29 protein-coding genes are annotated in these 26,504 nt (G+C 71.8%); 15 read left to right on the top strand and 14 right to left on the bottom strand.

Features of this window, described 5'->3' with window-relative positions; translation table 11 throughout:
* Positions 1–62 precede the first annotated feature (62 nt).
* Positions 63–362: a sensor histidine kinase gene (locus ACTOQ3_RS41905; protein WP_440089569.1), complete on the top strand. Its 300-nt coding sequence runs from the start codon at positions 63–65 to the stop codon at positions 360–362.
* A gap of 46 nt (positions 363–408) precedes the next feature.
* On the opposite strand, the gene ACTOQ3_RS41910 is transcribed toward ACTOQ3_RS41905, so the two are convergent.
* The 4 genes from ACTOQ3_RS41910 to ACTOQ3_RS41925 form a co-directional block, all read right to left on the bottom strand.
* Complete coding sequence (locus ACTOQ3_RS41910) at positions 409–1,671, bottom strand: RNA polymerase sigma factor (RefSeq protein WP_440089521.1); 1,263 nt, start codon at positions 1,669–1,671, stop codon at positions 409–411.
* An 8-nt stretch (positions 1,672–1,679) separates the two neighbouring features.
* Entirely contained in the window at positions 1,680–2,096 is a 417-nt protein-coding gene (locus ACTOQ3_RS41915; protein ID WP_440089522.1) for a YciI family protein, read from the bottom strand.
* Between the two features lie 163 nt (positions 2,097–2,259).
* Complete coding sequence (locus ACTOQ3_RS41920) at positions 2,260–2,403, bottom strand: hypothetical protein (RefSeq protein WP_440089523.1); 144 nt, start codon at positions 2,401–2,403, stop codon at positions 2,260–2,262.
* Between the two features lie 57 nt (positions 2,404–2,460).
* Positions 2,461–3,384, bottom strand: a complete 924-nt coding sequence (locus tag ACTOQ3_RS41925) for a DUF4394 domain-containing protein (protein ID WP_440089525.1) — start codon at positions 3,382–3,384, stop codon at positions 2,461–2,463.
* A gap of 509 nt (positions 3,385–3,893) precedes the next feature.
* On the opposite strand from ACTOQ3_RS41925, the gene ACTOQ3_RS41930 reads away from it, so the two are divergent.
* Entirely contained in the window at positions 3,894–4,223 is a 330-nt protein-coding gene (locus ACTOQ3_RS41930; protein WP_440089526.1) for a hypothetical protein, read from the top strand.
* 281 nt (positions 4,224–4,504) lie between these two features.
* On the opposite strand, the gene ACTOQ3_RS41935 is transcribed toward ACTOQ3_RS41930, so the two are convergent.
* Positions 4,505–5,011: a Tn3 family transposase gene (locus ACTOQ3_RS41935; RefSeq protein ID WP_440089571.1), complete on the bottom strand. Its 507-nt coding sequence runs from the start codon at positions 5,009–5,011 to the stop codon at positions 4,505–4,507.
* Between ACTOQ3_RS41935 and ACTOQ3_RS41940 the strand changes: the two genes are divergently transcribed.
* Together ACTOQ3_RS41940 and recD2 are read left to right on the top strand one after the other, a co-directional pair.
* Positions 4,935–5,366 (top strand): hypothetical protein, encoded by a 432-nt coding sequence (locus tag ACTOQ3_RS41940; protein ID WP_440089572.1) that lies wholly within the window; start codon positions 4,935–4,937, stop codon positions 5,364–5,366. The genes ACTOQ3_RS41935 and ACTOQ3_RS41940 overlap by 77 nt on opposite strands.
* A 206-nt stretch (positions 5,367–5,572) precedes the next feature.
* Positions 5,573–7,789 (top strand): SF1B family DNA helicase RecD2, encoded by a 2,217-nt coding sequence (gene recD2 / locus ACTOQ3_RS41945; protein WP_440089527.1) that lies wholly within the window; start codon positions 5,573–5,575, stop codon positions 7,787–7,789.
* Here recD2 and ACTOQ3_RS41950 read toward each other — a convergent pair.
* From ACTOQ3_RS41950 to ACTOQ3_RS41965, 4 genes are all read right to left on the bottom strand, one after another.
* The gene (locus ACTOQ3_RS41950) at positions 7,764–8,534 is read right to left on the bottom strand and encodes a helix-turn-helix domain-containing protein (RefSeq protein WP_440089528.1); all 771 of its coding nucleotides are present in this window, start codon (positions 8,532–8,534) and stop codon (positions 7,764–7,766) included. The two genes, recD2 and ACTOQ3_RS41950, sit on opposite strands and share 26 nt — an antisense overlap.
* A gap of 71 nt (positions 8,535–8,605) precedes the next feature.
* On the bottom strand, positions 8,606–8,941 hold the full coding sequence (locus ACTOQ3_RS41955; protein WP_440089529.1) for an STAS domain-containing protein: 336 nt from the start codon (positions 8,939–8,941) through the stop codon (positions 8,606–8,608).
* A 6-nt stretch (positions 8,942–8,947) separates the two neighbouring features.
* Positions 8,948–10,051 carry a cobalamin B12-binding domain-containing protein gene (locus ACTOQ3_RS41960; RefSeq protein WP_440089530.1) on the bottom strand — a complete coding sequence of 368 codons (1,104 nt, stop codon included), beginning with the start codon at positions 10,049–10,051 and terminating at the stop codon, positions 8,948–8,950.
* Positions 10,048–11,733 carry a SpoIIE family protein phosphatase gene (locus ACTOQ3_RS41965; RefSeq protein WP_440089531.1) on the bottom strand — a complete coding sequence of 562 codons (1,686 nt, stop codon included), beginning with the start codon at positions 11,731–11,733 and terminating at the stop codon, positions 10,048–10,050. Before ACTOQ3_RS41965 ends, ACTOQ3_RS41960 begins: the two co-directional genes overlap by 4 nt.
* 372 nt (positions 11,734–12,105) lie before the next feature.
* On the opposite strand from ACTOQ3_RS41965, the gene ACTOQ3_RS41970 reads away from it, so the two are divergent.
* The 3 genes from ACTOQ3_RS41970 (at position 12,106) to ACTOQ3_RS41980 (ending at position 14,476) form a co-directional block, all read left to right on the top strand.
* Positions 12,106–13,308: an Ig-like domain-containing protein gene (locus ACTOQ3_RS41970; protein WP_440089533.1), complete on the top strand. Its 1,203-nt coding sequence runs from the start codon at positions 12,106–12,108 to the stop codon at positions 13,306–13,308.
* Between the two features lie 250 nt (positions 13,309–13,558).
* Positions 13,559–14,251, top strand: coding sequence for an HAD family hydrolase (locus ACTOQ3_RS41975; RefSeq protein ID WP_362692135.1), 693 nt, complete (start codon positions 13,559–13,561; stop codon positions 14,249–14,251).
* 3 nt (positions 14,252–14,254) lie between these two features.
* Entirely contained in the window at positions 14,255–14,476 is a 222-nt protein-coding gene (locus tag ACTOQ3_RS41980; RefSeq protein ID WP_440089534.1) for a hypothetical protein, read from the top strand.
* Here the strand turns inward: ACTOQ3_RS41980 and ACTOQ3_RS41985 are convergent.
* Together ACTOQ3_RS41985 and ACTOQ3_RS41990 are read right to left on the bottom strand one after the other, a co-directional pair.
* Positions 14,463–16,214, bottom strand: a complete 1,752-nt coding sequence (locus tag ACTOQ3_RS41985) for an NAD-dependent malic enzyme (protein ID WP_440089535.1) — start codon at positions 16,212–16,214, stop codon at positions 14,463–14,465. The two genes, ACTOQ3_RS41980 and ACTOQ3_RS41985, sit on opposite strands and share 14 nt — an antisense overlap.
* A gap of 152 nt (positions 16,215–16,366) precedes the next feature.
* Positions 16,367–17,329 (bottom strand): radical SAM protein, encoded by a 963-nt coding sequence (locus ACTOQ3_RS41990; RefSeq protein WP_440089537.1) that lies wholly within the window; start codon positions 17,327–17,329, stop codon positions 16,367–16,369.
* Between the two features lie 143 nt (positions 17,330–17,472).
* Here ACTOQ3_RS41990 and ACTOQ3_RS41995 point away from each other — a divergent pair, with 143 nt between their 5' ends.
* A complete protein-coding gene (locus tag ACTOQ3_RS41995; RefSeq protein ID WP_440089538.1) occupies positions 17,473–17,799 on the top strand; it encodes a DMT family transporter in 327 nt (108 codons plus the stop codon).
* A 64-nt stretch (positions 17,800–17,863) separates the two neighbouring features.
* Positions 17,864–18,424, top strand: coding sequence for a GNAT family N-acetyltransferase (locus ACTOQ3_RS42000; RefSeq protein WP_440089540.1), 561 nt, complete (start codon positions 17,864–17,866; stop codon positions 18,422–18,424).
* A 204-nt stretch (positions 18,425–18,628) separates the two neighbouring features.
* Here the strand turns inward: ACTOQ3_RS42000 and chrA are convergent, their stop codons facing one another.
* On the bottom strand, positions 18,629–19,819 hold the full coding sequence (gene chrA / locus ACTOQ3_RS42005; RefSeq protein WP_440089541.1) for a chromate efflux transporter: 1,191 nt from the start codon (positions 19,817–19,819) through the stop codon (positions 18,629–18,631).
* Positions 19,820–19,955: 136 nt separating this feature from the next.
* On the opposite strand from chrA, the gene ACTOQ3_RS42010 reads away from it, so the two are divergent.
* Together ACTOQ3_RS42010 and ACTOQ3_RS42015 are read left to right on the top strand one after the other, a co-directional pair.
* The gene (locus ACTOQ3_RS42010) at positions 19,956–20,714 is read left to right on the top strand and encodes an arsenate reductase/protein-tyrosine-phosphatase family protein (RefSeq protein ID WP_440089542.1); all 759 of its coding nucleotides are present in this window, start codon (positions 19,956–19,958) and stop codon (positions 20,712–20,714) included.
* A complete protein-coding gene (locus ACTOQ3_RS42015; protein WP_440089543.1) occupies positions 20,711–21,118 on the top strand; it encodes a VOC family protein in 408 nt (135 codons plus the stop codon). The genes ACTOQ3_RS42010 and ACTOQ3_RS42015 overlap by 4 nt, the downstream gene beginning before the upstream one ends.
* Positions 21,119–21,804: 686 nt before the next feature.
* On the opposite strand, the gene ACTOQ3_RS42020 is transcribed toward ACTOQ3_RS42015, so the two are convergent.
* Together ACTOQ3_RS42020 and ACTOQ3_RS42025 are read right to left on the bottom strand one after the other, a co-directional pair.
* The gene (locus ACTOQ3_RS42020) at positions 21,805–22,329 is read right to left on the bottom strand and encodes a TetR/AcrR family transcriptional regulator (protein WP_440089544.1); all 525 of its coding nucleotides are present in this window, start codon (positions 22,327–22,329) and stop codon (positions 21,805–21,807) included.
* Between the two features lie 40 nt (positions 22,330–22,369).
* A complete protein-coding gene (locus tag ACTOQ3_RS42025; RefSeq protein ID WP_440089546.1) occupies positions 22,370–22,816 on the bottom strand; it encodes a hypothetical protein in 447 nt (148 codons plus the stop codon).
* A gap of 130 nt (positions 22,817–22,946) precedes the next feature.
* Here ACTOQ3_RS42025 and ACTOQ3_RS42030 point away from each other — a divergent pair, with 130 nt between their 5' ends.
* The 4 genes from ACTOQ3_RS42030 to nhaA all read left to right on the top strand — a co-directional run bounded on the left by ACTOQ3_RS42030 (position 22,947) and on the right by nhaA (position 26,478).
* A complete protein-coding gene (locus ACTOQ3_RS42030) occupies positions 22,947–23,297 on the top strand; it encodes a DUF952 domain-containing protein (protein WP_440089548.1) in 351 nt (116 codons plus the stop codon).
* Positions 23,294–23,842: an NUDIX domain-containing protein gene (locus tag ACTOQ3_RS42035; protein ID WP_440089550.1), complete on the top strand. Its 549-nt coding sequence runs from the start codon at positions 23,294–23,296 to the stop codon at positions 23,840–23,842. The genes ACTOQ3_RS42030 and ACTOQ3_RS42035 overlap by 4 nt, the downstream gene beginning before the upstream one ends.
* A 128-nt stretch (positions 23,843–23,970) precedes the next feature.
* The gene (locus ACTOQ3_RS42040) at positions 23,971–24,240 is read left to right on the top strand and encodes a hypothetical protein (protein ID WP_440089551.1); all 270 of its coding nucleotides are present in this window, start codon (positions 23,971–23,973) and stop codon (positions 24,238–24,240) included.
* A gap of 324 nt (positions 24,241–24,564) precedes the next feature.
* Complete coding sequence (nhaA, locus tag ACTOQ3_RS42045) at positions 24,565–26,478, top strand: Na+/H+ antiporter NhaA (protein ID WP_440089552.1); 1,914 nt, start codon at positions 24,565–24,567, stop codon at positions 26,476–26,478.
* Positions 26,479–26,504 lie beyond the last annotated feature (26 nt).

A 26,504-nucleotide genomic window follows, 5' to 3' on the forward strand; every position in this document is an offset into this window, starting at 1 on the left:
CCGGAGCCTGTGAACCGTGAACCTCAACGCGACCTCCTCCTTGTGGGGTAGTTGCTGTTGGAATCCCCCGCCTTCAGGCGGGGGAGGATGTCAACACCCAGACCTCCGGCGCGCAGGTGATCCTCGCGGTCACCAACAGCGGGCCCGTCATCCCCGGCGACCAGATCCAGCGCCTCTTCCACCCCTTCCAGAAACTGGCGCCCGAACGTCACGGCCGCCGCGACGGCTACGGCCTCGGACTCGCCATCGTCGGTGCCGTCACGCGAGCCCACCACGCCACCCTCACCACCGGCACACGCCCCGAAGGCGGCCTGTCCATCACCGTGCGGTTCGCGCGCGGGTCCCATCCGGACCACCCCTGACGGCAGGGGCCGGCCCGCGTGCGCGCCGAGACGTCGGCGGCCTCGCTCAGAGGATGTCGTGCCCGTCCGGCCCGTCCGCCAGGCGTGCCGCCCTGGCGTGCAGGTAGCGCTGCTGCGGGAGGCCGGTCGCGCGCCGGGCCGCCTCCCGGTAGCGGTCACGGGCCGCCACGTGATCACCGGCCATCTCCAGCAGGTGCGCGCGGACCGCGTGCAGCCGGTGGTCCTCGGCGATCCGCCCGTCGGCCGCGAGCGGATCGAGCAGGCCGAGCCCGGCGTGCGGGCCGCGGGCCATGGCCACCGCCACCGCGTGGTTCAGCGCCACCATCGGGTTGTCGGAGATGCGCATCAGCAGCTCGTACAACGCGGCGATCTGCGGCCAGTCGGTCGCCTCGGCGCTCGGCGCCTCGTCGTGGATCGCGGCGATCGCCGCCTGGAGCCGGTACGGGCCGGCCGTCCCCCGGGGGAGCACGCCGGTGATGAGCGCCACGCCCTCGGCGATGGCCTCCGCGTCCCACAGGCTCCGGTCCTGCTCGGCCATCGGGACCAGCGAGCCGTCCGGCCCGGTACGCGCCGGCCGGCGCGCGTCGGTGAGCACCATGAGCGCGAGCAGCCCCGTCACCTCGCCGTCGTCGGGCAGCAGCCGGTGGACCATCCGGGTCAGCCGGATCGCCTCCGCCGACAACTCGACGCGCTGCAGGTTCGGCCCCGAGGTGCTGGCATAGCCCTCGTTGAAGATCAAGTAGAGCACGTGCAGGACCACGCGGAGCCGTTCGGCGCGCTCCGGGCCCGAGGGGATGCCGAACGGGACGCCGCTGTCCTTGACGCTGCGCTTGGCCCGGGTGATGCGCCGGGTCATGGTCGCCTCCGGCACGAGGAACGCCCGGGCGATCTCCGCGGTGGTCAGGCCGCCGACCGCCCGCAGGGTGAGGGCGATCTGCGAGGCCGCCGACAGCGAGGGGTGACAGCACATGAACAGCAGGATGAGCGTGTCGTCGGACTCCGAGGCGGGCCTGTCGGCGGCGGGCGCGAGCCACTGGCCGGGCAACGTCCATCGGGCGACGGTGTCCTCACGGCGCCGGCGCGCCTGCTCGGCGCGCAGCAGGTCGGTCAGCCTGCGTGAGGCGACCGTGATCAGCCAGCCCAGCGGGCTGTCGGGGACGCCGTCCTCGGGCCACTGCGTGGCGGCGGCGAGGAGCGCCTCCTGCGTCGCGTCGTCGGCGGCGTCGAAATGCCCGTAGCGCCGTACCACCGCGCCGAGGACCTGCGGCGCCAGGCGGCGCAGCAGGTCCTCGAACTCGGTGTCGGGCACGGAGACGATCAGATCGCCAGCTCGCCCTGGAACTCCTCGACCGGCCGTACGTCGGCGTAGGAGTTCGCGGCGATGTCCCCGGGGGCGGGGCACTCCCCGAGGCGGGCGGCGATCTCGGTCGCCCGGTCGAAGCTCTCGCACTCCACGATCCAGTAGCCGGCCAGGACCTCCTGGGTCTCGGCGTAGGGGCCGTCCGTCACGACCGGGACACCGTCCTTCGACCCCACCCTGCGGGTGTGGACCGGAGCGGCCAGCCCTCGCGTCTCGACGAACTCACCGGACTCCTCCAGATCCCTGGAGAACGCCTGCATGAACGCGTGCATCGGCGCGAAGTCCTCCGGGGACAGGGCCGGCCGGTCGCCGTCCTTGCCCGCCATGGCGTCGTAGTCCCGCTGCGAGCCGTACATCAAGATCATGTACTTCATGGTCTCTTCCTCTCCGCCGGCGCCGCCGTGGCGCCCGGCACCGGAGACGTCGGAGCCGCGGGCCTCCACCGGACATCCGCCCGCGACCGGATCGCGAAATCGCCGGATCGCCGCCCGCTCGCGCCGGCTCCCCAGGTTATGCGACGCCTCCGCCGGCCGGCGGTCAGGTGGCGGGAATCAGGCCGGGGCCCACGACGTGCTCCCGGTGGGGCTCGGGGTCGTTCCGGTCGTGCCGGAAGTGCCCGGCACACCAGACGACGACGCTGGTGGCGCTGACGCTCTCGCCGTTGACGAAGCGGTTCAGCATCGCCCGGTTCTACGGGGTTCGGGGCCGGAACGGTGGATGGCGGCGACTCCACCCGCCTCAGCCACGGTCGAGCCGGATGGCGATGTCGAGCACCTGCCGGTTGGCGGGGAAGAGGCCGTAGCTGTAGTTGACGGCGCCGGTGAGCAGGTTGATGCCGTAGAACCCGTAGCGCCCGCCGACCTTCAGCGCGGCGAAGGCGCTGTTGGAGACGGTGACGCCGTTGCGCAGCGAGCTGTGGACGTCGAAGCCCGCCGCGCCGGTCGCGGCCACGCGCAGGTTGCCGGTCGTCACCAGCGTGCCCGCGTTGGCCGGGGACTGCAGGCTCATCCGGTCGGACGTGGTGTCCACGTCGAAGAGCGTGGTGGCGGTGGCCGGACTGAGGTCGTTGTTGGTGTATCCGGCGCCCGAGACGCCGATCGCGACCGCTTCCGCGACGACCGGCGTGAAGGACGGGTCGCTCGACGGACCGGCCGTCGGGGCGGTCGGCGGGCGGGTCTGCGAGCCGGTCAGCGGCCCGTCGGCCACGGTCTGCCCCGCGGTCGGCGCGCCCGTCGGGTCGTCGAGGTTGTGGCGCAGGTTCTGCCCGGTGTCGCTGATCACGCGCAGCCGGTCGGCGGCGGGGTTGAAGTCGACGCCGAAGTCGACGCCGCTCAGCGGCACGGTCAGCTGCGATACCTTGACCGCCCTGGCCGGCCCGCTGAGCGTGTAGACGCCGCCCTGGTTCCCGACGCCGTACAGCTTGCCGTTGCGCACGCGGTAGTCGATGCCCACGAGAGCGGTGTCGCCGGCGAGCCCGCGGACCCTGCCGAGGTCGCGGGTGCGGCCGGGGGAGCGGATCTCGAAACCCACCAGGCGCTGGTCGCCGGTGAGCCCGATGACGTCGATGCCGGGCCTGCGCCCGGCCATCGCCGGCGCGCTGCCCGTCACGCCGCCCGCCACCGTGCCCAGCGCCACCACGGCGGCGATGAGTGTCCTTCGCATGTGCCCCTCCTTCTGCGGTCGGGTGCCACGGCACCCGCGTCTTCGGCGACAAGGCCGTTACGGATCGCAGAGACTTCATCACACACGGCGACGGTGTGGCCTGCGAAAGGGCCGCGGATCACCGGCGTGTCTGGGATCGGCGGGGGATCCGCCTCGCCCGCACCCGGACGGAGCCTGGCGAAACCAGCGAAACCCCGCCCCCGCGCTCACCGGGTCCACCTGAGGCCCCGGCACGACGGGAACCGCGTCCCGCCGCGTCCGCCCGGGTCGGGCAAGGGCGGGAGCTCCGCCACGAGCGCGCTGGGCGCACCCGAAGGAACACCCATCACCCCGAGTTTTTCAAGACCGCCGCCATGCGAATCGCCCTGCTCATCGATCTCGTGCGGTGAATCGAATCGGCGGCACGTCGGTTCGAAATGTTTCCGCCCACCTTGGCGAGGTAGAGGTATGGCTCGAATAGCGTGATCACAACGGGGTCCGGCTTCTTCGGTGGACGAAAGGGGATTGACATGAACGATCGTCGAGGTCGTATATGGCGATATGGTCTTCTCGGTCTCGTCGACATGAGAGAAAACGGAACCCCCATGTCACGAGTGGCTCTTTTCGGCTTCGCGGTAGGTGTCGTCGGAGGCTTCTTGGCGAGCCTCCTCTACATGTGGTTCGACACCGAGGCCGGGCAGGCCTTCGTCTTCAGCTGGCCGAAGGCCGTCACCTACACGATTTTCATGGGGCTGATGGCGGCCTTTATCTCCGTCCTCAACGTGCGCAGATACCGGAAGAAGGCGGCCCGAACGGCATCCGGCTCGACAGGGCGCGTCACGACCAGCGAAATCCGATAAGCATTCCGATCTCACGATCTCCGAACGGACGGATGGTTTTCGACCGCGCTCTCCGATCCCGACGGGGAAATCCGGGCGTGTGACGCGGGTCCCGTTCACGCCCTGAAGTGTTCCGGACAGGGGGCCTTAACCGGAACGGTTCGCGGAACACCTATACGGAACACCCTGACCTGGGGCCTGTTCCGGTTGCGCGGTGTTCCGCTGAGGGATCCCCTAACGGAACAGCCCCGGCCCCGAGGGCGGCGCAAAGGTTCGCGAATCTTCCGTCCGGGCCGGGCCGGTCAGAGGTGTGCGCGGGCTGGGGCGGACCGGTGGGGGGCGTTCCAGCGGTCGGCGATGGCGGCGGCCCGGGCGAAGTGGGCGGCGGCCTCGTCGTCTTCGGCGCCGTCCGGATCGCGCAGGTCGCCGATGGTGCCGGGGGCCGGGTCGGGAAGCAGGAAGTTGTAGGCGCCGTGCACGCCGAGGTGCCGGCTGACGAAAGGCGATAGCCGGGCCATGTCCTCCTCGCGAACCGGACAGCCCTGCGCCTTCAGCTGACGGACGGCCGCATCCAGGTAGACGGTCGTCCCTGGAACGACACAATTCAGAACAAGCCCGAGGACGCCGAGCTGGTTTTCAAGACCACGTTCATAGCGGTGGTGGAACTCGCCCTTCTCGCCGTGGCAGATCTTGCGGGCCGGGGCGTGGCGGGCCCTCCTGCAGGTTGCGGATGTGCTTGATGTCGCGCCGACCGTCGAGACCCCCCATGCCGACGCCGTCGAGATCGACGAGACCGACGGCGCCGCCATCTTCGGGGCTCGCGTGGAAGCGCTCTTGACCACGCTGGGAGAGGCAGATCGCTGGAGGCGGCAGCATCGCCGCGTTCGCACCGGCGCCTCGACCGGCCACAAGATGGTGGGCCTGGCCGGCGACCCCGGCAAGCCGCCCGAGTACCTCCCCAACGGCGCCAAGACCCACGGCCTGGGCTACCTGCGCGGCCTGGACCGCCGCCAGGCGACCATGCGCCCGCTGATCCCGCGCGACCGGTTCGAGATCGCGTCCCGTCCGGCGGCCGGCCGGTTCGACACCCTCACGCTCGGCTTCTCCTGGGTAGTTCGCCGTTGTCCCGCCCGGAGCCGCCGGGCGGGACAACACCCCGCTTGAAGAAGGGCAGGTCATGACCGTTTTTCGTGGAGAGTTCAGTCCGTTCCGGATGTCCGTCCGGTTCCGGACGTGGGTGTCGTGCGCGCTGGTCATGCCTGCGTGGCTGTCGGCGGTGCGGCCGGAGGCCCGGAAGGCGATCACCCGGGCGCCCTTCCGGCTGGTGGCCCTACACTTGCGCGAGCGGATTCAGGGCGGAGGGCGGCAGCGTGCAGACGGAAAAAAGCGGCGTCCCTGCTACCTGTTTAGACGCGGTACTTGAACGCATCACCTATGCCAACGAGGAGACCGGCTACACCATCGCCCGGGTGGCCACCGACCGCTCCGGCGCCGACCTGCTGACCGTGGTCGGGCCGCTGCTGGGCGCCCAGCCGGGTGAGTCGCTGCGGCTGACCGGGCGCTGGGCCTCCCACCCCAAGTACGGCAAGCAGTTCGAGGTGTGGTCCTACACCACCGTGCTGCCCGCCACCATCCAGGGCATCCGGCGCTACCTGGGCTCCGGGCTGATCAAGGGCATCGGGCCGAAGATGGCCGAGCGGATCGTCGACCACTTCGGCGTCGACACCCTGGAGGTCATCGAGACCACCCCCGAGCGGCTGGTCGAGGTTCCCGGGCTCGGCCCCAAGCGGACCAAGATGATCGGCGTCGCCTGGGAGGAACAGAAGATCATCAAAGAGGTGATGATCTTTCTGCAGGGGGTCGGCGTGTCCACCTCGATCGCGGTCCGCATCTTCAAGCAGTACGGCGACAAGTCCATCACGGTCGTCAGGAGCGAGCCGTACCGGCTGGCCGACGACGTGTGGGGCATCGGCTTCAAGACCGCCGACACCATCGCCCAGGCCGTGGGCATCCCGCACGACAGCCCCGAGCGCGTCAAGGCGGGCCTGCGCTACACCCTGTCCCAGGCCGCCGACGACGGCCACTGCTACCTTCCTGCGCCCAACCTCATCGGCGACGCGGTGAAGATCCTGGAGGTTCCCGCCGAGCTGACCGCGCGGTGCCTGGAGGAGCTGGTCGCAGAGGAGGGCGTGGTCCGCGAGGACGTCCCGGTCGGCGACGGCAGCGTCCCGGCGGTCTACCTGGTGCCCTTCCACCGCGCCGAGCTGTCCCTGGCGGGGGCGCTGCGCTCCCTGCTGGCCTGCGAGCACGACCGGCTGGGCGCCTTCGCCTCCGTCGACTGGGACGCGGCGCTGAAATGGCTGCGCACCCGGACCGGCGCCGAGCTCGCCGAGGAGCAGGCCCACTCGGTACGGCTGGCGCTGACGGAGAAGGTCGCCGTGCTGACCGGCGGTCCCGGCTGCGGCAAGAGCTTCACCGTACGCTCCATCGTCACCCTGGCCCGCGCCAAGAAGGCCAAGGTGATCCTGGCCGCGCCCACCGGCAGGGCGGCCAAGCGCCTGGCGGAGCTGACCGGCCACGAGGCCACCACCGTGCACCGGCTGCTGCAGCTGCGTCCCGGCGGGGACGCCACCTTCGACCGCGACAACCCGCTGGACGCCGACCTGGTCGTGGTCGACGAGGCCTCGATGCTGGACCTGCTGCTGGCCAACAAGCTGGTCAAGGCCGTCGCCCCGGGCACGCACCTGCTCTTCGTGGGAGACGTCGACCAGCTGCCCTCGGTCGGCGCGGGCGAGGTGCTGCGCGACCTGCTGGCCGCCGAGGAGGAGATCCCCCGGGTGCGGCTGACCCACATCTTCCGCCAGGCCCAGGAGTCGGGGGTGGTCGTCAACGCCCACCGGGTCAACACCGGCCTGCCCCCGGCGCTGGAGGGCATGACCGACTTCTTCCTGTTCCCCTGCGAGGAGCCCGAGGAGATCGCGGCGCTGACCGTGGACGTGGTCGCCAACCGTATCCCGCGCAAGTTCGGCCTCAACCCGCGCCGCGACGTGCAGGTCCTGTCGCCGATGCACCGGGGCCCGGCCGGGGCCGGCAACCTCAACAACGCGCTGCAGGAGGCGCTGACCCCCTCCAGGGAGGGCATGCCCGAGCGCCGCTACGGCGGGCGGGTCTTCCGAGTCGGCGACAAGGTCACCCAGCTGCGCAACAACTACGAGAAGGGCGCGGCGGGGGTGTTCAACGGCACCGTGGGCATGGTGGTCGACATCAGGCCCGACGACCACAAGCTGACCGTGCTGACCGACGAGGACGAGAACGTCGAGTACGCCTTCGACGAGCTGGACGAGCTCGCCCACGCCTACGCGGTGTCGATCCACCGCTCCCAGGGCAGCGAGTACCCGGCGGTGGTCATCCCGCTGTCCACCAGCGCGTGGATGATGCTGCAGCGCAACCTGCTCTACACCGCGATCACCCGGGCCAAGAAGCTCGTCGTCATCGTCGGCTCGCGCCGCGCGCTGGCCCAGGCGGTGCGCACCCGGGGAGCCGGGCGCCGCCACACCAGCCTCACCCACCGCCTGCGCGGCCACTGAGGGCCCGTACGGACCGCGGTGCCGGGCCGTCCGGGCCGTCCGGGCCGGCCTCCAGGCCGGTGAGGCCCAGCAGGCGGGCCAGGGCCTCGTGCCCGGCGCGGGTGACGTTCAGGGCACGCCCCGAGCCGATCCGGCCGACCCAGCCGCGCTCCAGCGCGGTCGCGCACAGCACGGCCCCGGCGGTTCCGGCCAGGTGGTGACGGCGTTCGGTCCAGTCCAGGCAGGGCCGGGCCAGCGGGCGCCGCCCGCCGCCGGGCAGCGGTGCCCCCAGCTCGACGGCGAACCACGACAGTCCCTCGTCGCTGAGCGCGAACCCGGCGTCCTGGCGCAGCAGGCCGCGGGTGGTGAGCGCGTCGGTGATCGCCACGCCGAGCCGCCCGGCCAGGTGGTCGTAGCAGGTACGGGCCCCGGCCAGCGCGCGGGCCGCGCTCGCGGCACGCAGCGTCGCGGGCCGGGCGGCCCCGAGGCCGGCGTGGGCGGCCAGGTCCTCGATGAGCCGGGCCACCTCCGGCCCGGCCAGGCGCACGTACCGGTGGCGTCCCTGGCGCTCCTCGGCCAGCAGGCCGCCGCCGACGAGCTGGGACAGGTGCTCGCTGGCGGTCGAGGCCGCGACCCCCGCGTGCCGGGCCAGCTCCCCGGCGCTCCAGGCCCGCCCGTCCAGCAGGGTCAGGCAGAACGTGGCACGGGTGCCGTCGGCGAGCAGGGCGGCCAATGCCGCCAGCGGGACCGGAGCGGTCGACGTCATGGTCTCCATCCTCGGCGGGGAACGCTTCGGCGCCGGCCGAGGCGTTCCCCGCTATCGCCGGCCGGCGGCGCTCACTCCTGCTCCTGGGGGAGCTTGAAGAGCTGGTCGAGGGCGGTCACCCGCAGCAGGTGGCGCAGGTAGGGGGTGAGGGCGACGATCCGCATGGTGATGCCGTGCTCGCCCGCGGAGTTGTAGACGTTGATCAGGGCAGCCACCCCCGAGGAGTCGATGAACTCCAGGCCCGACAGGTCCAGGTCGAGGTTGCGCACCTCCCCGGGCAACAGCTCCTGCGTGAAGCCGAAGAGCTCGGGGGCCGTGTCGTAGTCGAGGTCACCGCTGAGGACGAGCAGGGTGGTGTCCGGAGCGGTGACGCGCACCTCGGTACGGAACGGGGTCTTGTCGAACATCAATCGTCAGATCTCCTGATCGGTGCCGGGGACGGGTGCCGCCTCGATCCCCTGGACCAGCATGTGGCGGGCACGGGGGAAGTCTCGCAGCTCGTCGTGGAAAACGCGCAATCCCACCGTCAGGGCCTCGGTGGGGACGCCGCGTGCCGCGAGTACGGCGCCGGTCCAGCCGATGAAGCCGGTGAACAGCGGCGCGTCGTCGACGTACAGGGCCGCGGACAGGAAGTCGAGCAGGTGGCCCAGGTCGGCGGCGGTGGCGTCGAGCTGGTGGAGGTCGTAGGCCGCCATCGGCGGGTAGGCCCGGGCGAGGGTCTCCATCGCCCGGGTGAGCAACTCGGCGCGCCGGCGCGCCAGGTGGGTGTACTCCTCGTCGGCGAGTTGGGCCGGCGCGTCGGCCGGGCGGGGCGGGCCGGTCAGGTCGCCGCGCTCCAGCCGGTCGGCCGCGACGTCGGCGGTGGGCGCCCAGGCGTCGGCGCCCAGCAGACGGGCGTAGCGGCCGTCGGGGCCGAAGCCGGCCCCACCGGCCATGACCGGCACGCCGACGGCCTGGCAGGCGGTGAGGGTGGCGTGCGCCCGGGGCAGGCGGGTGGGCAGCGCGCAGCCCAGCGCGACCGCGTCGGGCCCGGTCTGGTGCAGGTGGGTGATCAGGTGCGGGCCGGGCACGCTGGCGCCCAGGAAGTCGACCCGCCAGCCGCGCAGGCGCAGGACCTCGGCCAGCAGGCGGGTGGACAGCGCGTGGTACTCGCCGTCGGCGCAGGCGACGGTGAGGCGCCCGCGGGTGGGCTCGGGCCGGACGCGGGCGGCGATCGCGGCGACGGCGCGCTCGCTGACGGCGGTGGCGCCGTGCTCGCGGGCGATGGACCACTCGTTGGCCGCCCACAGCTCGCCGACGCGCCGCTGGGCGGGGGCGATGAGCTCCAGCAGCAGCCGCTCGGCGTCCACGCCCTCCCCCAGCAGGCCGAGCACCAGGTCGATGGCGGCGAACTCGTCGGCCCGCCCGATGTGCTCCAGGTATCGCTCGACGGCCTCGCGCAGGTCCGCGGCCGTGTCTCCGGCGCCTCCCGCGCCCGCCGCGCTCCCGGTGCTCAGCGAGGTGCTCAGCGTGCTCATCGGGCCGGCCTCGCCTGCACAGCCAGCAGTGCCCGGTCGTCCTGGACGTCGCCGCCCAGCCAGTCGGTACTGATCTGCTCCAGCCGCTCGACCAGTGCCGCGACCGGCATGCCCGCGCAGCCGGCCAGGGCGGCCTTCAGCCGCTGGGCGCCGTACATCTCCCTGCCGGTGGGGCCGCCGAAGGCCTCGGTGATGCCGTCGCTGTAGAGCAGGCACACCTCGCCGGGAGCCAGGTCGACGCCGACGGGGGCCAGGACGGTGTCGGCGAACGCGCCGAGCATGGAGCCGTGGGCCGTGCTCTCCTGCACGGTGCCGTCGAGGCGCAGGATCAGCGGCGCCGGGTGCCCGGCGACCGCCAGGTCCACACGTACGTGCCCGTCCGGGGCGGCGCTGAGCGTGCCGAGCACCAGGGTGGCGTAGGAGTTGGGCGTGGGCGAGCCTCGCAGGGAGCGGTTGAGCAGGGCCACCAGCTGCTCGGGGCGCTCTTCCAGCAGCAGCAGCGTGCGCAGGCAGTGGCGGATGTGCCCGGTCAGGACGGCGGCGCGGGCGCCCTTGCCGCAGACGTCGCCCAGCACCACCAGCGGCTCGCCGGGCCTGCCGGTCTCAGGCAGGTAGACGTCGTAGAAGTCGCCGCCGATGAGCCCGGCCTGGCGGGCGGCGCGCAGCGATCCGGCCAGCTCCAGGCCGGCCAGGGCGGGCAGCGGCGGGGGCAGCAGGTCGTTGCTGAGGATCGCGTTGGTGGCGCTCTGCTCCTGGTAGAGGGCGGCGGCGGAGATGGCGGCCCCGGCCCGGGCGGCGAAGATCCGCACCAGTGTCTCGGCGTCCTCGTCGAAGGGCGGGCCGTCCTCGTGACGGGCGAGCACGAGCGCCCCTGCGGGCACCCCGTTGCCGGGCAGCGGGGTGACGAGGAGGTGCCCGGCCGCCCCGAACCTGTCGGGCAGCAGCCAGCCGGGCACCTGGCCCGGATCCAGCCAGCGGCTGGGCACGGGCGGGAAACCCGCCAGCGCCTCGGCCAGGCCGGGCACCTGCGCGGTGTCGGCGACGGCGACGTTGCCCTCCTGCAGGGAGCGGTCGGTGCTGGTCAGGCGCAGCCAGCCGGCGTGGCGGCGCCCCGAGGGCGGCAGCACGACCATGGCGGCGTCGGCCAGGAAGGGGATGGCCAGCTCGATCGCGGTACGGGCGCAGCGGCGCATGTTGAGCGAGGCCGACAGCCTGCGGCCCGCCTCGATGAGGAAGTCGGTGCGCCGGCGCTCGGCCAGCAGCGCGTCGGTCCTGGCGGACTCGGCGGTGACGTCACGCAGGTACCAGGCCCGGTGGGTGAGGCCGAAGACCTCGCGGCGCACCCGGATCCGGCGCTGCCCGTGATCGCTCTCGCGGCTCTCGCCCTCGGGGTGTTCGCCCTCGAACAGGGGCGCGGCCGGGCCCGAGCACAGGGGGCGGCCGGGGACGATCTCGGGTGCCATCTCGGCCGCGGCGGCGTTCAGCATCACCACGACGCCGTCGGTGCCGCACAGCACGACCCCCTCGCCGCAGGCCTCCACGATGGCGCGCAACAGCTCTTCGCCCGGCGCCCGCGGGACGTCGCGCTCATCACCCGCTTCGAGGTCGGTGTCGCCGTCAAGGCCGGCGTCCGGGCCGGCGGTGAGCGCGTGGCCGGGGTCGCGCAGGGGAGGTCTTGTCATCACCCAGGACTTCCGTGTGGAGAGGGATCGATCAGATTATCTTCCGTCCGCCGTCAGGGCGGGCCGGGGGATCCGGTACGCGACGCCAGGGGTTTTCCACCGTCCCGTGCCCCTCGGGGGGCCGTTGATGCGGCCGGGGCGCGACGGCTTGTGGCCGGATGTCGCCCGCGCGGGCGCTCACCTCGCCGGAGCGGCCGTTTTACGTCCAGCCTCGTGACGTGGCCACTTTGCCTTTTCCTGACTCTCGGTTGGCATTTTTCTGACTTTACGAAGAGTCCGAAACGTTACCAAATCGGGCGCAACCATGTTCAGTCATCATGCATCTCCTATTAGTGTTTTAAGAGCAGTTTGCTGTAGTTGGGGAGAGAAATTGTGCTGATCGTGGAACGCCGACGCCTCAGGACGCCGCTGGCCGGTCTGGCCCTGGCGACCGCGGCGGTGCTGGTCACCGCCTGCTCCGGAGGGGCGGCCCCGGAGGCCTCCGCCGGTCCCGGCTCCGGATCGGGCGCCGTCGCCGCCACCGCTCCGGCCGCGACGGAGATAAAGATCAGCCCGGCCAAGGGCAGCAAAACCGTGCGCCCGAACAAGAAGGTCGTCGTCGCGGCCTCCAACGGCGCGTTGGAGGAGGTCACCGTGGAAAGCGGCGGCCAGGAGCTGGAGGGCGACTTCGACGCCGAGCGCACGAAGTGGGTCTCCTCCACGCCCATGATCCCGGACAGTGACTACACCGTGTCGGCCCGGGCGGTGGACGGCACGACCGCCGCCAGTTCCTTCAGGACGCTCAAGCCCGAGCACGAACTCGAGGTGGCGGACGTGACCCCGGCGATCAAGGGGGAAAAGGTCGGCGTGGGGGCGCCGATCATCGTCACCTTCAACCAGCAGATCGCCAACAAGGCCGGAGTGGAGAAGGCCCTGGAGGTCAAGGCACAAAAGCCGGTTCAGGGCGCGTGGCGGTGGATCAACGACACAACCGTGATCTACCGGACCGCCAAGTTCTGGCAGCCGCACCAGAAGGTGACTTTCACCGCCCGTCTCAAGGGCGTGCAGGGCGGCAAGGACATGTACGGCGTGAAGGACATGACCAAGGTCATCCGGATCGGCGCGGCCCAGATCTCCACGATCGACACCCGCAAGCACAAGATGATCGTCAAGCGGGACGGCAAGGTCGTGCAGACCATGCTGATCAGCGCGGGCAACGCCACCACCCGCGAGTACACCACCACCAGCGGCGTCCACCTGGCGATGGGCAAGGCCAACCCCGAGCGCATGATCTCCCCGGGCCGCAAGAAGGGCGACCCCGGCTACTACGACCTGATGATCAACCACGCGGTCCGTTTCTCCAACAGCGGCGAGTACGTGCACGCGCTGAACAACGTGTGGGCCCAGGGACGCCGGAACGTCAGCCACGGGTGCATCAACTCCCGCCCCGACCAGGCCCGGTGGTTCTACAACCAGGTCCAGCGCGGCGACGTGATCACCATCAGGGGCACCGACCGCGAGATGGAGTGGAACAACGGCTGGGGCTTCTGGCAGATGTCGTTCAAGGAATGGCGCAAGGGCAGCGCCCTGGCCTGACCACCCCGGCTCAGGAGCCCGCCCGCGGCGGCTCGCGGGCGGGCTCCGGGCTCCGGGCCTGGTGACCTCGGGTGTGATCTCGGGGCGGCGGTAAGGGCGGCGGAAAACGGGCCGCGTCCGGCCGGGCGGGCGCGGTAGCGTGTGCGGCGAACACGCGACGGCGGGCAGACGGGGCCGGCGGCGGGCAGACGGCGGGCGCGACGGGCAGACGGCGGGCGCGGCCGATGAGGACGTTCTCGGGGAGGACCGTGTGAGGCTCCAGGCGCAGGTGCTCATCTTCGACGCCGACGACACGCTGTGGGAGAACAACGTGCTGTTCGAGCGGGTCGTCGAGGACTTCCTCGACTGGCTGGCGCATCCGACCCTGGAGCGGGCCCAGATCCGCGCCGTCCTCGACGACATCCAGGCGGCCAACGCCGTCACCCACGGCTACGGCAGCACGATGTTCCTGCGCAGTCTCGGCGAGTGCTTCGAGCGGCTGAGCGAGCGTCCCGCGACCGAGGCCGAGCGCCGCCGCATCGACGAGCTGGCCCTGGCCCTCGTCGAGCGCCGGGTGGAGCTGGTCGAGGGCGTCGCCGAGACGCTCACGGCCCTGGGCGAGCGCCACGAGCTGCTGCTGCTCACCAAGGGCGACCTGGACGAGCAGCGGCGCAAGCTGGAGGCCTCGCGGCTGGCCCACCACTTCCGTGACGTGCACATCGTGGCGGAGAAGGACGTCGGCACCTACCGGTGGCTGGCCCGCGAGCACGCGCTGGCGCCCGCGACGACCTGGATGATCGGCAACTCCCCGAAGTCGGACATCCTTCCGGCCCGGCAGGCGGGGATGAACGCCGTGTTCATCCCCAACGACCACACCTGGGCACTGGAGCAGAGCGACCTCGACCCCGGTGACGAGCGGGTGCTGCGACTGGGCAGGTTCCCCGAGCTGCTGGACCACTTCTGAGGGATGGCCCCAGGTCCCGTCGGCGGCGGCCACGCCGGGCCGGGTGAGGCGTTCGGGATCGACGACCCTGTCGTGGAGGGCCTCGTCGACGCCCGACCGCAGGGCCGCGTCCTTGCCGGCTCGTGCAGGCCCGTACGGGGCTCCGAGCCGAGCCGGCGCATGTTCGGCTGCGTGCCGGAGCCGGTCTGCCAGACGTACAGCGGGGTCACCGTCAGGCACCCCTGACCGGCCGGTAGTGCGGCTGCCACATCGCGTCCTGGACCTGCTGGACGGGGTTGGGCAGGTCCACGCGGGCCAGGTCCTCGGCGGCGGCCTGGCGGGCGACGGCGACGGCGACGGTGGCCGAGACCTCCCGCAGGTCGCCGACCGGGGGCAGCAGCGAGGCGCCGGGGGCCGAGACGTCGGCCATCGAGGCGACCGCCTCGGCCGCGGCCTGGAGCATGCCGTCGCTGACCCGCCGGGCGCGCGAGACGATCACCCCCAGTCCCAGCCCCGGATACAGCAGGGCGTTGTTGGCCTGGCCGATGGTGTGGGTGAGGCCGTCGTGGGTGACGGGGGCGACCGGGATGCCGGTGGCGACCAGGGCGCGGCCGCCGGTCCAGCGGATCAGGTCCTCGGGCATCGCCTCGATGCGGCTGGTCGGGTTGGAGATGGGGAAGATGACGGGCCGCTCGACGGCGGCGGCCATGGTGCGCACGATCTCCTCGGTGAAGGCGCCGTGCGCGGTGGAGGTGCCCAGCAGCACGGTCGGGTGGACGCGGCCGACGACCTCGCCCAGCCCGATCCCGTTCTCCTTGGCGTCCCTGAGCCAGCCGGTGACCTCCGAGGCCGGGCGGGCGTAGGGGGCCTGGAAGTCCCGCAGGCCCGACATGTCGTCGGTCAGCAGGCCCTGCCTGTCGACCGCCCAGATCCGCCGGGTGGCCTCCCGGGGGTCCAGGCCGTCGCGCACCATCGCGTCGCGCAGCTGGTCGGCGATCCCGATGCCCGCCGTACCGGCGCCGAAGACGACGATCCTCTGGTCGCGCATGGGGGTGCCCGAGACGCGGGCGGCGCCCAGCATGGCCGCCAGCACGATCGCGCCGGTGCCCTGCATGTCGTCGTTGAAGGTGGGCAGGCGGCCGGTGTACCGCTCCAGGATGCGCCGGGCGTTGGAGGGGCCGAAGTCCTCCCAGTGCAGCATCGCGCCGGGGAAGCGGGCGGTGGCCACCGAGACGTAGGCGTCGACGAAGTCGTCGTAGCGCCGCCCCCGTACCCGCGAGTGCCGGTTGCCGATGTAGAAGGGGTCGTTGAGCAGTCTCTCGTTGTCGGTGCCGACGTCCAGCGCCACGGCGACGACCCGGGCGGGGTCGACTCCGGCGGCGGCGGTGTAGACGGCCAGCTTGCCGACGGCGATGCCCGCGCCGCCGCCCACCCCCCAGTCGCCGATGCCGAGGATCTCCTCGGCGTCGGAGGCGACGATCAGGTCGACGTCGCCGGGTTCCAGGCCCAGATTGGCGAAGGCCCGCTCGATGCCCGCCGCGTCGTCGACCGACAGGTAGAGGCCCTGGGGGCGGCGGTACTCGTGGCTGTAACCTTCGATCGCCCGGGCGATCGTCGGGTCGTAGACGACCGGCAGCATCTCGGACAGGTGATCGCTCAGCAGCCGGTAGAACAGCACCTCGTTGCAATCGTGCAGCGCCGTCAGGTAGATGTTCTTGCGCAGGTCGTCCGGTTGCGTCAGATACTGCGTGTACGCACGGCGCGCCTGCTCCTCCAGCGTCTCGACCGCCGCCGGCAGGAGCCCGTCCAGGTCCAGTTCCTCGCGTTCGGCCGGGGTGAAGGCGGTGCCCTTGTTCAGCAGCGGGTTGTCCAGGACCTCCAGGCCGCGTCCCGGGGTGGTGTAGCTTCCGTCGGGGTTCTCCGTGAAGCCGCGGCGCGTCCGTGCGGGCTGCCGGTTCCTGCCCGGCGAGATCGTCTTCCCCATGGTCTTTCCCGTCCGTCGGCGTTCCCCGGCCGCACGCCCGGTGTGCGGGCCCCTACTCGCTGTGCCCTCCCCGGAGCACGGCGACGAACGCCATAATCAGGACAAAGATTCTCTTTGCTGCTTGCTGGCCCCTTTTCGGAGAACTGCCGTTTTCAGAGGAGGGCGAGCTGTGCCTGCCGGGGCAGGGCCAGCGGCAGGGGCTGCTCGGGCCGCGTCGGGCCCATCCCGTAGCGGGCGGCCAGCCGCGACACCTGGCCGGTCAGGCCGCGCACGTAGCCGGGTTCGGCGTCGGCGCCCCTGCCGTACAGCTCGGCGTAGCGAGGCGCCAGCGCCGGATGGTGCTCACCCAGCCAGGCGAGATACCACTCACGGGCACCGGGGGGCAGGCGCAGCACGTGCGGGACGAGACTGACGGCCCCGGCGTCGGCGACGCGGCGTACGGTGGCCGCGAGCTGGTCGGGGGAGTCGGTCAGCAGCGGCAGGATCGGCGCCATCGCCACCCCGCACGCCACCCCCCGCTCGTTCAGCTCGGCCACCAGCTCAAGGCGTTTTTGCGCGCTGGGGGCGCCGGGCTCCACGCTGCGGCGGATCCGGTCGTCGACGAAGGCGATCGAGACCACCACTCCGGCCCCCGGGGTGGCGGCCAGCAGATCGGCGTCACGCAGGATCAACCGGCTCTTGGTGAACACGGTGAACGGCGCTCCGGCCTCTCGCAACGCGGTGACCAGGCCGGGCATCAGCCGGTAGACCTCTTCGGCGCCCTGGTAGCAGTCGCCCCCCACCCCCACGGTGACGTGCTCGCCGTCCCAGCGCGATCCCAGCTCCGCGCGAAGTCTCCGCACGATGTTGGTGCGCACCACGATCCGGGAGTCGAAGTCGCCTTCGGCGTTCAGCCCCAGGTAGCGGTGTCCCCGGCGCACCGAACAGTAACGGCAGGCCTGGGCACACCCCCGGTAGGGGCTGACCGCCCAGCCCTCGGGAACGCGGTCCAGCGCGGTGCGCGCCTGCACCTCGTAACAGGTCAGGGCCCCGTGGACCCTGGTCAGCGCGGAGCGCTCGATGCGCGGCCTGACGTCGGGCGGCGCGGCGAGCAGGGCGGGCGCGTCCCATGGCATGCGGCCCAGTGGAACACGCTTTCGACACCGCTCGCAAGCCGGGCAGGTCGTGGCGCCGGACGGTCTCGCCCCCGGGACCCGGCCATCACCGATCAACGGGAAATGGTATGTTTATGCCGATTTTTGGGGGAGTGGGGGGAATTATGGCGTGGTTGATCCTGGCCGGGGCGATCATCGCCGAGATCGTGGCGACCACCGCCCTCAAGCTGAGCGACGGGTTCGCCCACAAGGGCTGGTCGGTCCTCGTCGTCGCCGGTTACGCCGCCGCGTTCATCCTGCTGGCCCAGGCGCTCAAACTGCAGATGGAGGTCGGCACCGCCTACGCGGTCTGGGCCGGGGTGGGCACCGCCGCCATCGCCGCCATCGGCGTGCTCTTCCTCGGTGAGACGATCAGCCTCGCCAAGATCGCGGGCATCGTCCTGATCATCGGCGGTGTCGTGGTGCTCAACCTGGCCGGAAGCGCCCACTGACCCCCTGCCCGAGCCCGCCGATAATGGCTCGCCCGCCGCGCGGCGGGCGGCCTAGTCTGGCCCGGTGCTGAAGCCCTCCTATCCCATCCGGACCGACCGTCTGATCCTGCGTCCCTACACCCCGGCCGACCTCGACGGCCTGTACGCCATCCACCGCCTGCCCCAGGTCGCCCGCTACCTGTACTGGGAGCCACGCGACCGCGAGCAGACCCGCGAGGCACTGGAAAGAAAGATCGGCGAGACGGCACTGCTGGAGGAGGGACAGTCCCTCACCCTGGCGGTGGAACTGGCCGCCACCGGCGAGCTGCTCGGTGATGTCCTCCTCATCTGGCACAGCCGCTCACAGCGCGCCGGCGAGATCGGCTACGTCTTCCACCCCGGCCACCACGGCAGGGGATACGCCACCGAGGCCGGCCGGGTCATGCTGGAACTCGGCTTCGACGGCCTGGGCCTGCACCGCATCGTCGGCCGCCTGGACGCCCGCAACGAGGCCTCGGCCCGGGTGCTGGAGAAACTCGGCATGCGCCGCGAGGCCCACTTCGTCGACAACGAGATCGTCAAGGGCGAGTGGACCAGCGAGCTCGTCTACGCCATCCTGCGGCGCGAGTGGCGCGCCCGGCACTGAACCACCCCTGGGCCGGCTGGATGAGAAGGACCTCGTCCCGCCGGCGAACACGGCCGCGGCCACGCGCTCCGGCGTCGTCCCGATGCCGAAGTTCCTCGCGCGGCGGGAGGCGCGCCTCCCGCCGCGCGAGGACGGCCCGCGGGCCGCGGTGCTCGGCCGGCGGTCAGGGGCAGGCGGGCGTGGCGTCGTCGGTCGGGGAGGCTTTCAGGCCAGCAGGGTGTGGGCCAGGCCGACGGCGGCTCCGGCGGCGATGTACCAGGCGTTGTTGAGCCTGGTCCTCCACAACAGCGCCAAAGTGGCCAGGGCGATCGCGGCGGTGAGGGGATCGACGATCGCGGTTCGGCCGAGCTGGAAGGAGACGCCGGCCATGAGGGCCAGGGCGGCGACGTTGAGGCCGTCGAGCAGGGCGGAGGTCCAGACGCTGGAGCGGAGTCTGTCGGTGAGTTTGGTGAGCAGGCCGACGAAGACGAAGGACGGCAGGAAGATGGCGACGGTGGCCAGGAACGCTCCGACGGGGCCGGCGATGAGGTAGCCGACGAAGGTGGCGGTGGTGAACACCGGGCCCGGGGTGACCTGGCCGACGGAGACGGCGTCGACGAGCTGCGGGCCGGTGATCCAGCCGAGCCGCTCGACGAAGTCGCCGCGCAGGAAGGCCAGCAGTACGTAGCCGCTGCCGTACAGCACGGATCCGATCTTCAGCATGGTGAGGAACAGCTGCGCCAGCTGGCCCCCGGTGGGATCGGGGAAGAGCGGCGAGCCCAGGCCGAGCAACGGCAGCGCGAGCATCCCGTGCGCGGCCTCCTGGCGGCGGCGGAACACCTGCGCCGCCGCCGCGAGCATCGCACCGGCGGCCATCACGAGCAGCTCGTTGATCCCGAGCAGGTAGGCGGCCAGGGCGGCGACGGCCAGCAGCGCGAACCACACGTTCTTGATCACCGTGCGCAGCAGGCCGAACAACGCGTGCGCGATGATGGCGATCACCGCCGGGACGATGCCGTACAGGATGCCCGCGACGGCGGGTGTCGTCCCGTAGGTGACATAGGCCCAGGCCAGAGCGGTGACGATCAGCGCGGCCGGGAGGATGAAGCAGAGGCCGGCGGCGATCAGACCGCGCCGGCGGGCGCGGTCGAAGCCCAGGTGGATGGCCAGCTCGGTGGAGTTGGGGCCGGGGATGAGGTTGGTGGCGCCCATCAGGTCGACGAACCGCTCGTCGCTGACCCACCCGCGGCGGCGTACCAGCTCATCACGCATCATCGCGGTGTGCGCGGCCGGGCCGCCGAAGGCGATGGTGCCGAGCTTGAGAAACAGCAGCGCCACCTCCCGCACCGTACGCCAGGACACCTTGCCGTCTTCGGGGCCGGCGGCCGGACCGCCGGCAGCCTGTTCGTCTGCCACTGTCGCTCTTTCCCGTGGTCGTGCGGATCGCCCGGTACGAAGGCCCGCATCGAGGCCCGGGTGACAGCCCGCGAGCGGACCGGAACGCCCGCCGAGCCAGATGCATCAAATTCGTTTGATGTATTATCACAACGTGATGACCCCGGCCCAACCCGCCCCGGCCTTCGTACGGCTGGCCGGCCATCCGCTGCGGTGGCGGCTGCTGACCGAGCTGGCCACGAGCGACTACCGGGTACGCGAACTGGTGGACCTGGTGGATCACCCGCAGAACCTGGTCTCCTACCATCTGCGGCTGCTGCGCGACGGCGGCCTGGTCACCACGCGGCGCAGCAGCGCCGACGCCCGCGACGGCTACTACCACCTGGACCTGGACCGCTGCGCCCACGCCCTGGCCGCCACCGGCCTCGCGCTGCACCCCGCGCTGCTCCTCACCCCGGACCCGCCCCGGCCACTCCCGGCGCCCGCGCGCCCGCTCACCGTCCTGTTCGCCTGCACCGGCAACAGCGCCCGCTCACCGATCGCCGAAGCCCTGCTGCACCACCGCGGCGGCGGCCACATCGAGGTCGCCAGCGCGGGCAGCCACCCCCGGCCGCGCCTGCACCCCGACGCCGTCCGGGCCCTGCGCGAGGGCCACGGCATCAACCTCGGCGACCAGCGCCCCCGGCACCTGGACACCCTGGCCGGGCGCCACTTCGACCACGTCGTCAGCCTGTGCGACAAGGTCCGCGAGCTCTGCCCCGACTTCGGCGACCACTCCTGGCACATCCACTGGAGCATCCCCGACCCCGCCGCCGAGCAGGCCGGATACCCCGCCTTCGCCCGCACCGTGGCGGAGATCGACACCCGCGTCCGCCACCTGCTCCCCGTCCTCACCCCACGAGAGGCCCAGCCATGACCACACCCGACCAGCTCGCCACCGTCCGCTACCTCGTCGACGACGTGACCGCGGCCGTCGACTTCTACACCGCCCACCTCGGCTTCACCCTGCGCCTGGACGCCACGCCCGCCTTCGCCGACGTGGTACGCGGACCGCTGCGGCTCCTGCTGTCCGGACCCGCCAGTTCCGGCGCCCGCGCCACACCCCCGGGCACCCCCGCCGGCCGCAACCGCATCCACCTCATCGTCGGCGACCTCGACGCCGAGACCGACCGGCTCCGCGACGCCGGCCTGTCCTTCCACGGCGACGTGGTCGCCGGCCCCGGCGGACGCCAGATCTTGCTCACCGACCCCGCCGGCAACCTCATCGAACTCTTCGAACCCGCCCACACTCCGGCCGCCACCGCACCGGCCCGAGCCTGACCGGCGCCCACCGCGACCGCGTCCTGGCCGGCCTTCAACAGGTCCTCAGACCTTGCGACGGAACTCAGGGGGATATCGACCAGCGACTCCACGGAAGCCGGGGGACGTCATCCGGAGTGGCAGCGGTACGTCCCCGCCGACATCAACCGCATCGAGGCCATCACACCCGGCTGCGACGTCGGCACCGGCGACGGTCTGCGCGGTCACGACGATTGGTCGCGCCTGCAGTACGATCCCCGCCTGCACACCGACTTCTTCGGCGACGGCCCCCGGCTCAACCTGCCCGAGGAACTCACCGAACAGGCCGTCCTGGCCATGACGCAGAAGGCCGACCTGAAGGTCACCAAGACAGCCGACCGGGCCGAAGCGGTGGGAGGGGACACGATTGCCTCCGGGGTCGATGCCGGTAGCCCGCCTGGAGCCTTTGACCGGGGGCCACCGGAACACGGCAGCTGGCGGCACGCTCGTTGACGGCATTCCTGATCGGCGTGATCGCGATCACTGCGCAGGTCCTCCGGCAGCAGCTCGGCGAGGCCGTCCTGTGAAGTCAGGCCGGCCAGCCGGTCGGCGCCGGCCTCGTCTCCGGTCCGGGCCAGGTCGCAGAGGGTTCGCAATGATCGGCATCGGTTCCGCCGCTTTCGGCCGGCATCCGGTAGACACCGGCCACCGAGGAGTGGCGTCCTTTGTCACGGGTTGCCTTCAGGCTGTGGTGTGCAATAGATGGCGAACGCGCTGATCGCGTGTGCCCAGGCCGCGTCGAGGTCGGCGTCGGGCGGGAATCGGTTGGCCAGCTCGAGATCGACAAGGCCGTGTGCGAGGCCCCAGATGGCACGCGCGGCTGCGATGTCACCGCCGGTGACCTTCAGCAGGGGTGCGGCCGTCGCGGCCTCGACGCCGGACGCGAGACGTGAGCGATCCAGGGAATGGCGAGTACCGAGCTCGTAGAGGCGAGGGTGCTCAAGCGCCCATCGCCGGTAGGCGGCGACGAGCGTGGCCAGGTCGGCGCCGGCCCCGGCCAGCACGGCACCGAGCCGTTCCAGCGCGCGCTGTTGCAGTGCGGCTTCGATCTCGGCCTTGCCGGCGATGTGTTTGTACAGTGAGGGTGCCTGGATCCGCAGTTCGTCGGCGAGGCGCCGCATGGTCACCGCGTCCGGGCCTTCACGTTCCAGGATCCGCTCGGCCGCGTCGACCACCTCGCCGCGGCGGCTCACCGGCGCCTCGGACGAGCCGGGATCGCTACCGGTGTCCTCATCAGGCGCGCTGGGCGGTGCCGCGCCAGTCCGGGGACGACGTCCAACCGCGACTCAGCACGTAGGCGCCGACGAGGAGCACCGAGACGGTGCCATCCCAACCGGCGATTGTCGCGGTGTCGGCGATGCCGCCGTGAGCGGCGTAGAGCAGGGCGGTCACCGTGAGCGCGATCTTGTGGAAGATCACCAGCTCCCACACACCTCGGTAGCCGCGCGGCGCCAGCGCGAGCAGCACGAACAGTCCCGTGAAGACGACGAGGCCGTAGGCTCGCCAGGTCTCGACGACCTTGGTCGCGCCATCGGCGTCCCAAACCGTGCCGGCCGCGGTGAGCGCGGCGCCGGCGGCGCCGGCGGCGGCAAGCCACAGCATGATCCTTGCGATCCGATCGCGGCCGGATCGCGGCGACCTCACCGATGTGGTCGACACGGTGAAACCGTTGGTGATCATAAACCTTCCCCGGATCCGGTCAACATCGTTAGCCGGACCGTAGGCTAACGATGTTAGCCTCGTCAAGAGGCAGCCGGCCCAGAACGCTCCCGGTTGAACGACGGGCGCGGGCAGGGCAGCATGGCATCCGATGACCATTCTGCATCTCGCCCTGGCCTCCGACTGGGACGCCGCCCGGCAGGCGGGGGAGTACCGCGTCTCCACGATCGGCCGCACCCTCGACGACGTCGGATTCATCCACGCCTGCGCCGACCACGAGCAGCTGCGCGGCGTCGTGGAGCGCTTCTACCGCGACGTCACCGACCCCCTGGTGCTGCTGAGCGTCGACCCCGCCGGGCTCGACGTCCGCATGGAGGAGGTGCCCGGTGACTCACCCGAGGCGTTCCCGCACATCTACGGGCCGCTGCCGGTCACCGCGGTGACCGGCGTCCAGCCGTTCACCCCGCCCGGCCCCGGCCCGCTCAGTAGGCTCCGCGCATGACCGACGTATCCGGACCGACGATCCGCACCCTCGACTCCATGGTCGTCTACACCAACCCGTGGATCAGCGTGCGCGAGGACCGCATCGAGCGCCCCGACGGCTCCCACGGCATCTACGGTGTCGTGGACGCGCCGGACTTCGCCATCGTCATGCCCATGGAGAACGACGGGTTCCACCTGGTGGAGGAGTATCGCTACCCGGTGGGGCGCCGCACCTGGAACTTCCCCCAGGGCGGGGTGAAGGACAGCCCCTCACCCCTGGTCACCGCCCATACCGAACTGGCCCAGGAGACCGGCCTGCGAGCCACCTCGATGACCCACCTGGGGCGCCTGGACAACGCGCACGGCACGATGGGTCAGAACTACGACATCTTCCTCGCCACCGGCCTGACCGCCGGCGCCCACGAGCGCGAGCACACCGAACAGGACATGCGCCAGGACTGGGTGTCGCGCGCCGAGTTCGAACGGATGATCCGCAACGGGGCCATCACCGACAGCAACTCGATCGCCGCCTACGCCATGTTCCTGCTACGCGGGGCGGCCTGAGAGACCGGCCCGGCCGCCCCGGAGCCGGAAAACCCGATCGAGCATGGCCTGCAGCAGATCACCGCATCTGTACCGAATGTGGTGATCACATCCTCCATTTGACCGCTTCACGGCGGTACGCTCAGCCCATGTCGAACCCGATCGTCATCCTCTTCCTGACGGCGGTCGTCGTGGCGGCGGTCATCGCCCTGATCGTCTTCGCGGTACGAGCGGCACAACGTCCCAGAAACGCCCTGGTCGGCGGGGGAATCGGCCCCGAACTCGTCGAACGGCTCCTGGAGCTCAAGGCCTCCGGCCAGTTCGACCAGGCCGTCTTCCTGGTCCGTGGCGAGACCGGTATGAGCCACCGCGCCGCCGCCCGCTTCGTCAGGAAACTCAGGTCATCACCCCCGCCCTGACCTCCCATCCCACCCCCGCCCCCGTCCAGGGCGGGCGCCGGCCGAGGTGGCCGCCGCGCCCGTCCCGCTCGACCCTCCTCCCGCTCCGGCTCGGCCCGCCCCGGCGAGAATCCGCCGGGGCGGACCCTTGGGTACCCTGGGGGCGGCTTCGGCGGTGACGCCGGCGACACACGAGAACGCGCCGGCGCGAGAGCGCCACCCCCCGCCCACAGGCCACGGACGGCACCAACCGGCCGGCGGCACGTGATCCACCGGTCCGCGCCCCGCGTGACGCGAGACCGCCGGCACGGGGGAGACCACAATGCGCCCGACGAGGACCCGACGATGACGGCCCCCCGCCAGGAGGGCGCCCCACCGCCCGCGCGGACCGTGCGGGCACAGACCGTGTGGGCACAGACCTCCACCACCCCGCTGCGCGACTTCCTGCGCACGGAGACCGGCAGCGCCGTCATCCTGCTCGCCGCGACGCTGGCCGCCCTGGCCTGGGCCAATGTCGCCCCCTTCGCCTACGAGCGGTTCTGGCGCATCCCGCTGTCCGTCACCTTCGGGGACTCGGGCGTCTCCCAGGACCTGCGCCAGTGGGTCAACACCGGCCTGATGACGTTCTTCTTCTTCGTCGTGGGGCTCGAAGCGCGCCGGGAGTTCGACATGGGGGAGTTGCGCGACCGCAGACGGCTCGTCCTGCCCCTGGCCGCCGGGGCCGGAGGCATGATCGTCCCCGTCGCGATCTACCTCGGTCTCAACGCCGGCACCCCGGCCGTCCACGGCTGGGGCGCCGCCATGTCCACCGACACCGCGTTCGCCCTCGGCATGCTCGCCCTGTTCGGATCCCGCCTGCCCGCCCGGCTGCGCACCTACCTGCTCACCGTCACCGTCGTCGACGACCTGATCGCCCTCGCGGTCATCGCGATCTTCTACAGCGAGCGCGTCACGCCGGTACCGCTGCTGGCCGCGGTGGCCGTCTTCGCGGTGATCCTGGCGGTGCGCGCCGCCGGCGTACGCCACGGGTTCGTCTACGCCCTGCTGGGCGTCGCGGCATGGGTCGCGTTGCTGCGCTCCGGCGTCGAACCGGTCATCATCGGCCTGGCGATGGGACTGCTGACCTACGCCTCCCCGGCCTCCCGCGACGACCTGGAACGCGCCACCGACCTGTTCCGCCTCTTTCGCGAGCAGCCGACCCCCGAGCTGGCCCGCTCGGCCCGGGGAGGCCTCACCTCGGCGATCTCGCCCAACGAGCGGCTGCAACAGCTCTACCACCCCTGGACGAGCTACGTCGTCGTCCCCCTGTTCGCCCTGGCGAACGCCGGGATAACCCTCAGCGGCGACTTCCTGGCGCGAGCCCTCGTCTCCCCGATCACCCTGGGCATCCTGCTGGCCTACACGGTCGGCAAGCCCGTCGGGATCATCATCTCCTCCTGGCTGGTCACCCTGCTCGGCCGTGGCCGCGTCCGCCCGCCGGTCGGCTGGGCCGCCGTGACGGCCGGCGGCGCGATCGCCGGTATCGGCTTCACCGTCTCCCTGCTGATCGCCACCCTCGCCTTCGACGGCCCTCAGCTCCAGGAGGCCAAGTTCGGCATCCTCGCCGCGGCGGTGTGCGCGCCCGTCGTCACCTGGGCCGTCTCCCGCGCGACCGCGATGCTCCCGGCACGGCTGCGCGTCCGCGCCCTGCTGGGCACCGCCGAGACCATCATCGACCTGGCCGCTCCCGTCGACCCCGCCCGCGACCACCTTCGCGGCCCCGCCGACGCGCCGGTGACCGTCGTCGAGTACGGCGACTTCGAGTGCCCCTACTGCGGCCAGGCCGAACCGGTCGTGCGCCGCATCCTGGCCGACCTCGGCGACGTCCGCTACGTCTGGAGGCACCTGCCGCTCACCGACGTCCATCCCTTCGCCCAGCTCGCCGCCCAGGCCGGCGAGGCCGCCGCCGCGCAGGGAGCGTTCTGGCAGATGCACGACCGCCTGCTCGCCCACCAGGACCGCCTGCGTCCCTCCGACCTCATCGGCCACGCCCGCGACCTCGGCCTCGACGTCGAGCGCTTCCGCGCCGACCTCCACGACCACGCGGTCGCCGCCCGGATCGCCGCCGACGTCGACTCCGCCGACGTCAGCGGCGTGTCCGGCACGCCGACGTTCTTCATCAACGGGCGGCGCCACCACGGCGCCTTCGACCTCGACGGCCTCTCCTCGGCCATCCGGTCGGCCCGCGCCCGGGCCACCCTGGACTCGTCGCGGCGATAGGAACGAGTCCCTGGCCGGGCGCTCGA

Origin of the sequence: Streptosporangium sp. LJ11, assembly GCF_051918945.1 — a bacterium.
In the GTDB taxonomy this organism is placed as follows: Bacteria; Actinomycetota; Actinomycetes; order Streptosporangiales; family Streptosporangiaceae; genus Streptosporangium.

Excerpts from the sequence above, each read along its gene's own strand:
- ACTOQ3_RS41915 (WP_440089522.1), bottom strand. The coding sequence starts at position 2,096 with ATGAAGTACATGATCTTGATGTACGGCTCGCAGCGGGACTACGACGCC.
- ACTOQ3_RS41920 (WP_440089523.1), bottom strand. The coding sequence starts at position 2,403 with ATGCTGAACCGCTTCGTCAACGGCGAGAGCGTCAGCGCCACCAGCGTC.
- ACTOQ3_RS41925 (WP_440089525.1), bottom strand. The coding sequence starts at position 3,384 with ATGCGAAGGACACTCATCGCCGCCGTGGTGGCGCTGGGCACGGTGGCG.
- ACTOQ3_RS41930 (WP_440089526.1), top strand. The coding sequence starts at position 3,894 with ATGAACGATCGTCGAGGTCGTATATGGCGATATGGTCTTCTCGGTCTC.
- ACTOQ3_RS41935 (WP_440089571.1), bottom strand. The coding sequence starts at position 5,011 with ATGGCGGCGCCGTCGGTCTCGTCGATCTCGACGGCGTCGGCATGGGGG.
- ACTOQ3_RS41950 (WP_440089528.1), bottom strand. The coding sequence starts at position 8,534 with ATGACGTCGACCGCTCCGGTCCCGCTGGCGGCATTGGCCGCCCTGCTC.
- ACTOQ3_RS41955 (WP_440089529.1), bottom strand. The coding sequence starts at position 8,941 with ATGTTCGACAAGACCCCGTTCCGTACCGAGGTGCGCGTCACCGCTCCG.
- ACTOQ3_RS41960 (WP_440089530.1), bottom strand. The coding sequence starts at position 10,051 with ATGAGCACGCTGAGCACCTCGCTGAGCACCGGGAGCGCGGCGGGCGCG.
- ACTOQ3_RS41965 (WP_440089531.1), bottom strand. The coding sequence starts at position 11,733 with ATGACAAGACCTCCCCTGCGCGACCCCGGCCACGCGCTCACCGCCGGC.
- ACTOQ3_RS41980 (WP_440089534.1), top strand. The coding sequence starts at position 14,255 with ATGGCCCCAGGTCCCGTCGGCGGCGGCCACGCCGGGCCGGGTGAGGCG.
- ACTOQ3_RS41985 (WP_440089535.1), bottom strand. The coding sequence starts at position 16,214 with ATGGGGAAGACGATCTCGCCGGGCAGGAACCGGCAGCCCGCACGGACG.
- ACTOQ3_RS41990 (WP_440089537.1), bottom strand. The coding sequence starts at position 17,329 with ATGCCATGGGACGCGCCCGCCCTGCTCGCCGCGCCGCCCGACGTCAGG.
- ACTOQ3_RS41995 (WP_440089538.1), top strand. The coding sequence starts at position 17,473 with ATGGCGTGGTTGATCCTGGCCGGGGCGATCATCGCCGAGATCGTGGCG.
- ACTOQ3_RS42010 (WP_440089542.1), top strand. The coding sequence starts at position 19,956 with ATGACCCCGGCCCAACCCGCCCCGGCCTTCGTACGGCTGGCCGGCCAT.
- ACTOQ3_RS42015 (WP_440089543.1), top strand. The coding sequence starts at position 20,711 with ATGACCACACCCGACCAGCTCGCCACCGTCCGCTACCTCGTCGACGAC.
- ACTOQ3_RS42025 (WP_440089546.1), bottom strand. The coding sequence starts at position 22,816 with ATGATCACCAACGGTTTCACCGTGTCGACCACATCGGTGAGGTCGCCG.
- ACTOQ3_RS42030 (WP_440089548.1), top strand. The coding sequence starts at position 22,947 with ATGACCATTCTGCATCTCGCCCTGGCCTCCGACTGGGACGCCGCCCGG.
- ACTOQ3_RS42035 (WP_440089550.1), top strand. The coding sequence starts at position 23,294 with ATGACCGACGTATCCGGACCGACGATCCGCACCCTCGACTCCATGGTC.
- ACTOQ3_RS42040 (WP_440089551.1), top strand. The coding sequence starts at position 23,971 with ATGTCGAACCCGATCGTCATCCTCTTCCTGACGGCGGTCGTCGTGGCG.
- nhaA (WP_440089552.1), top strand. The coding sequence starts at position 24,565 with ATGACGGCCCCCCGCCAGGAGGGCGCCCCACCGCCCGCGCGGACCGTG.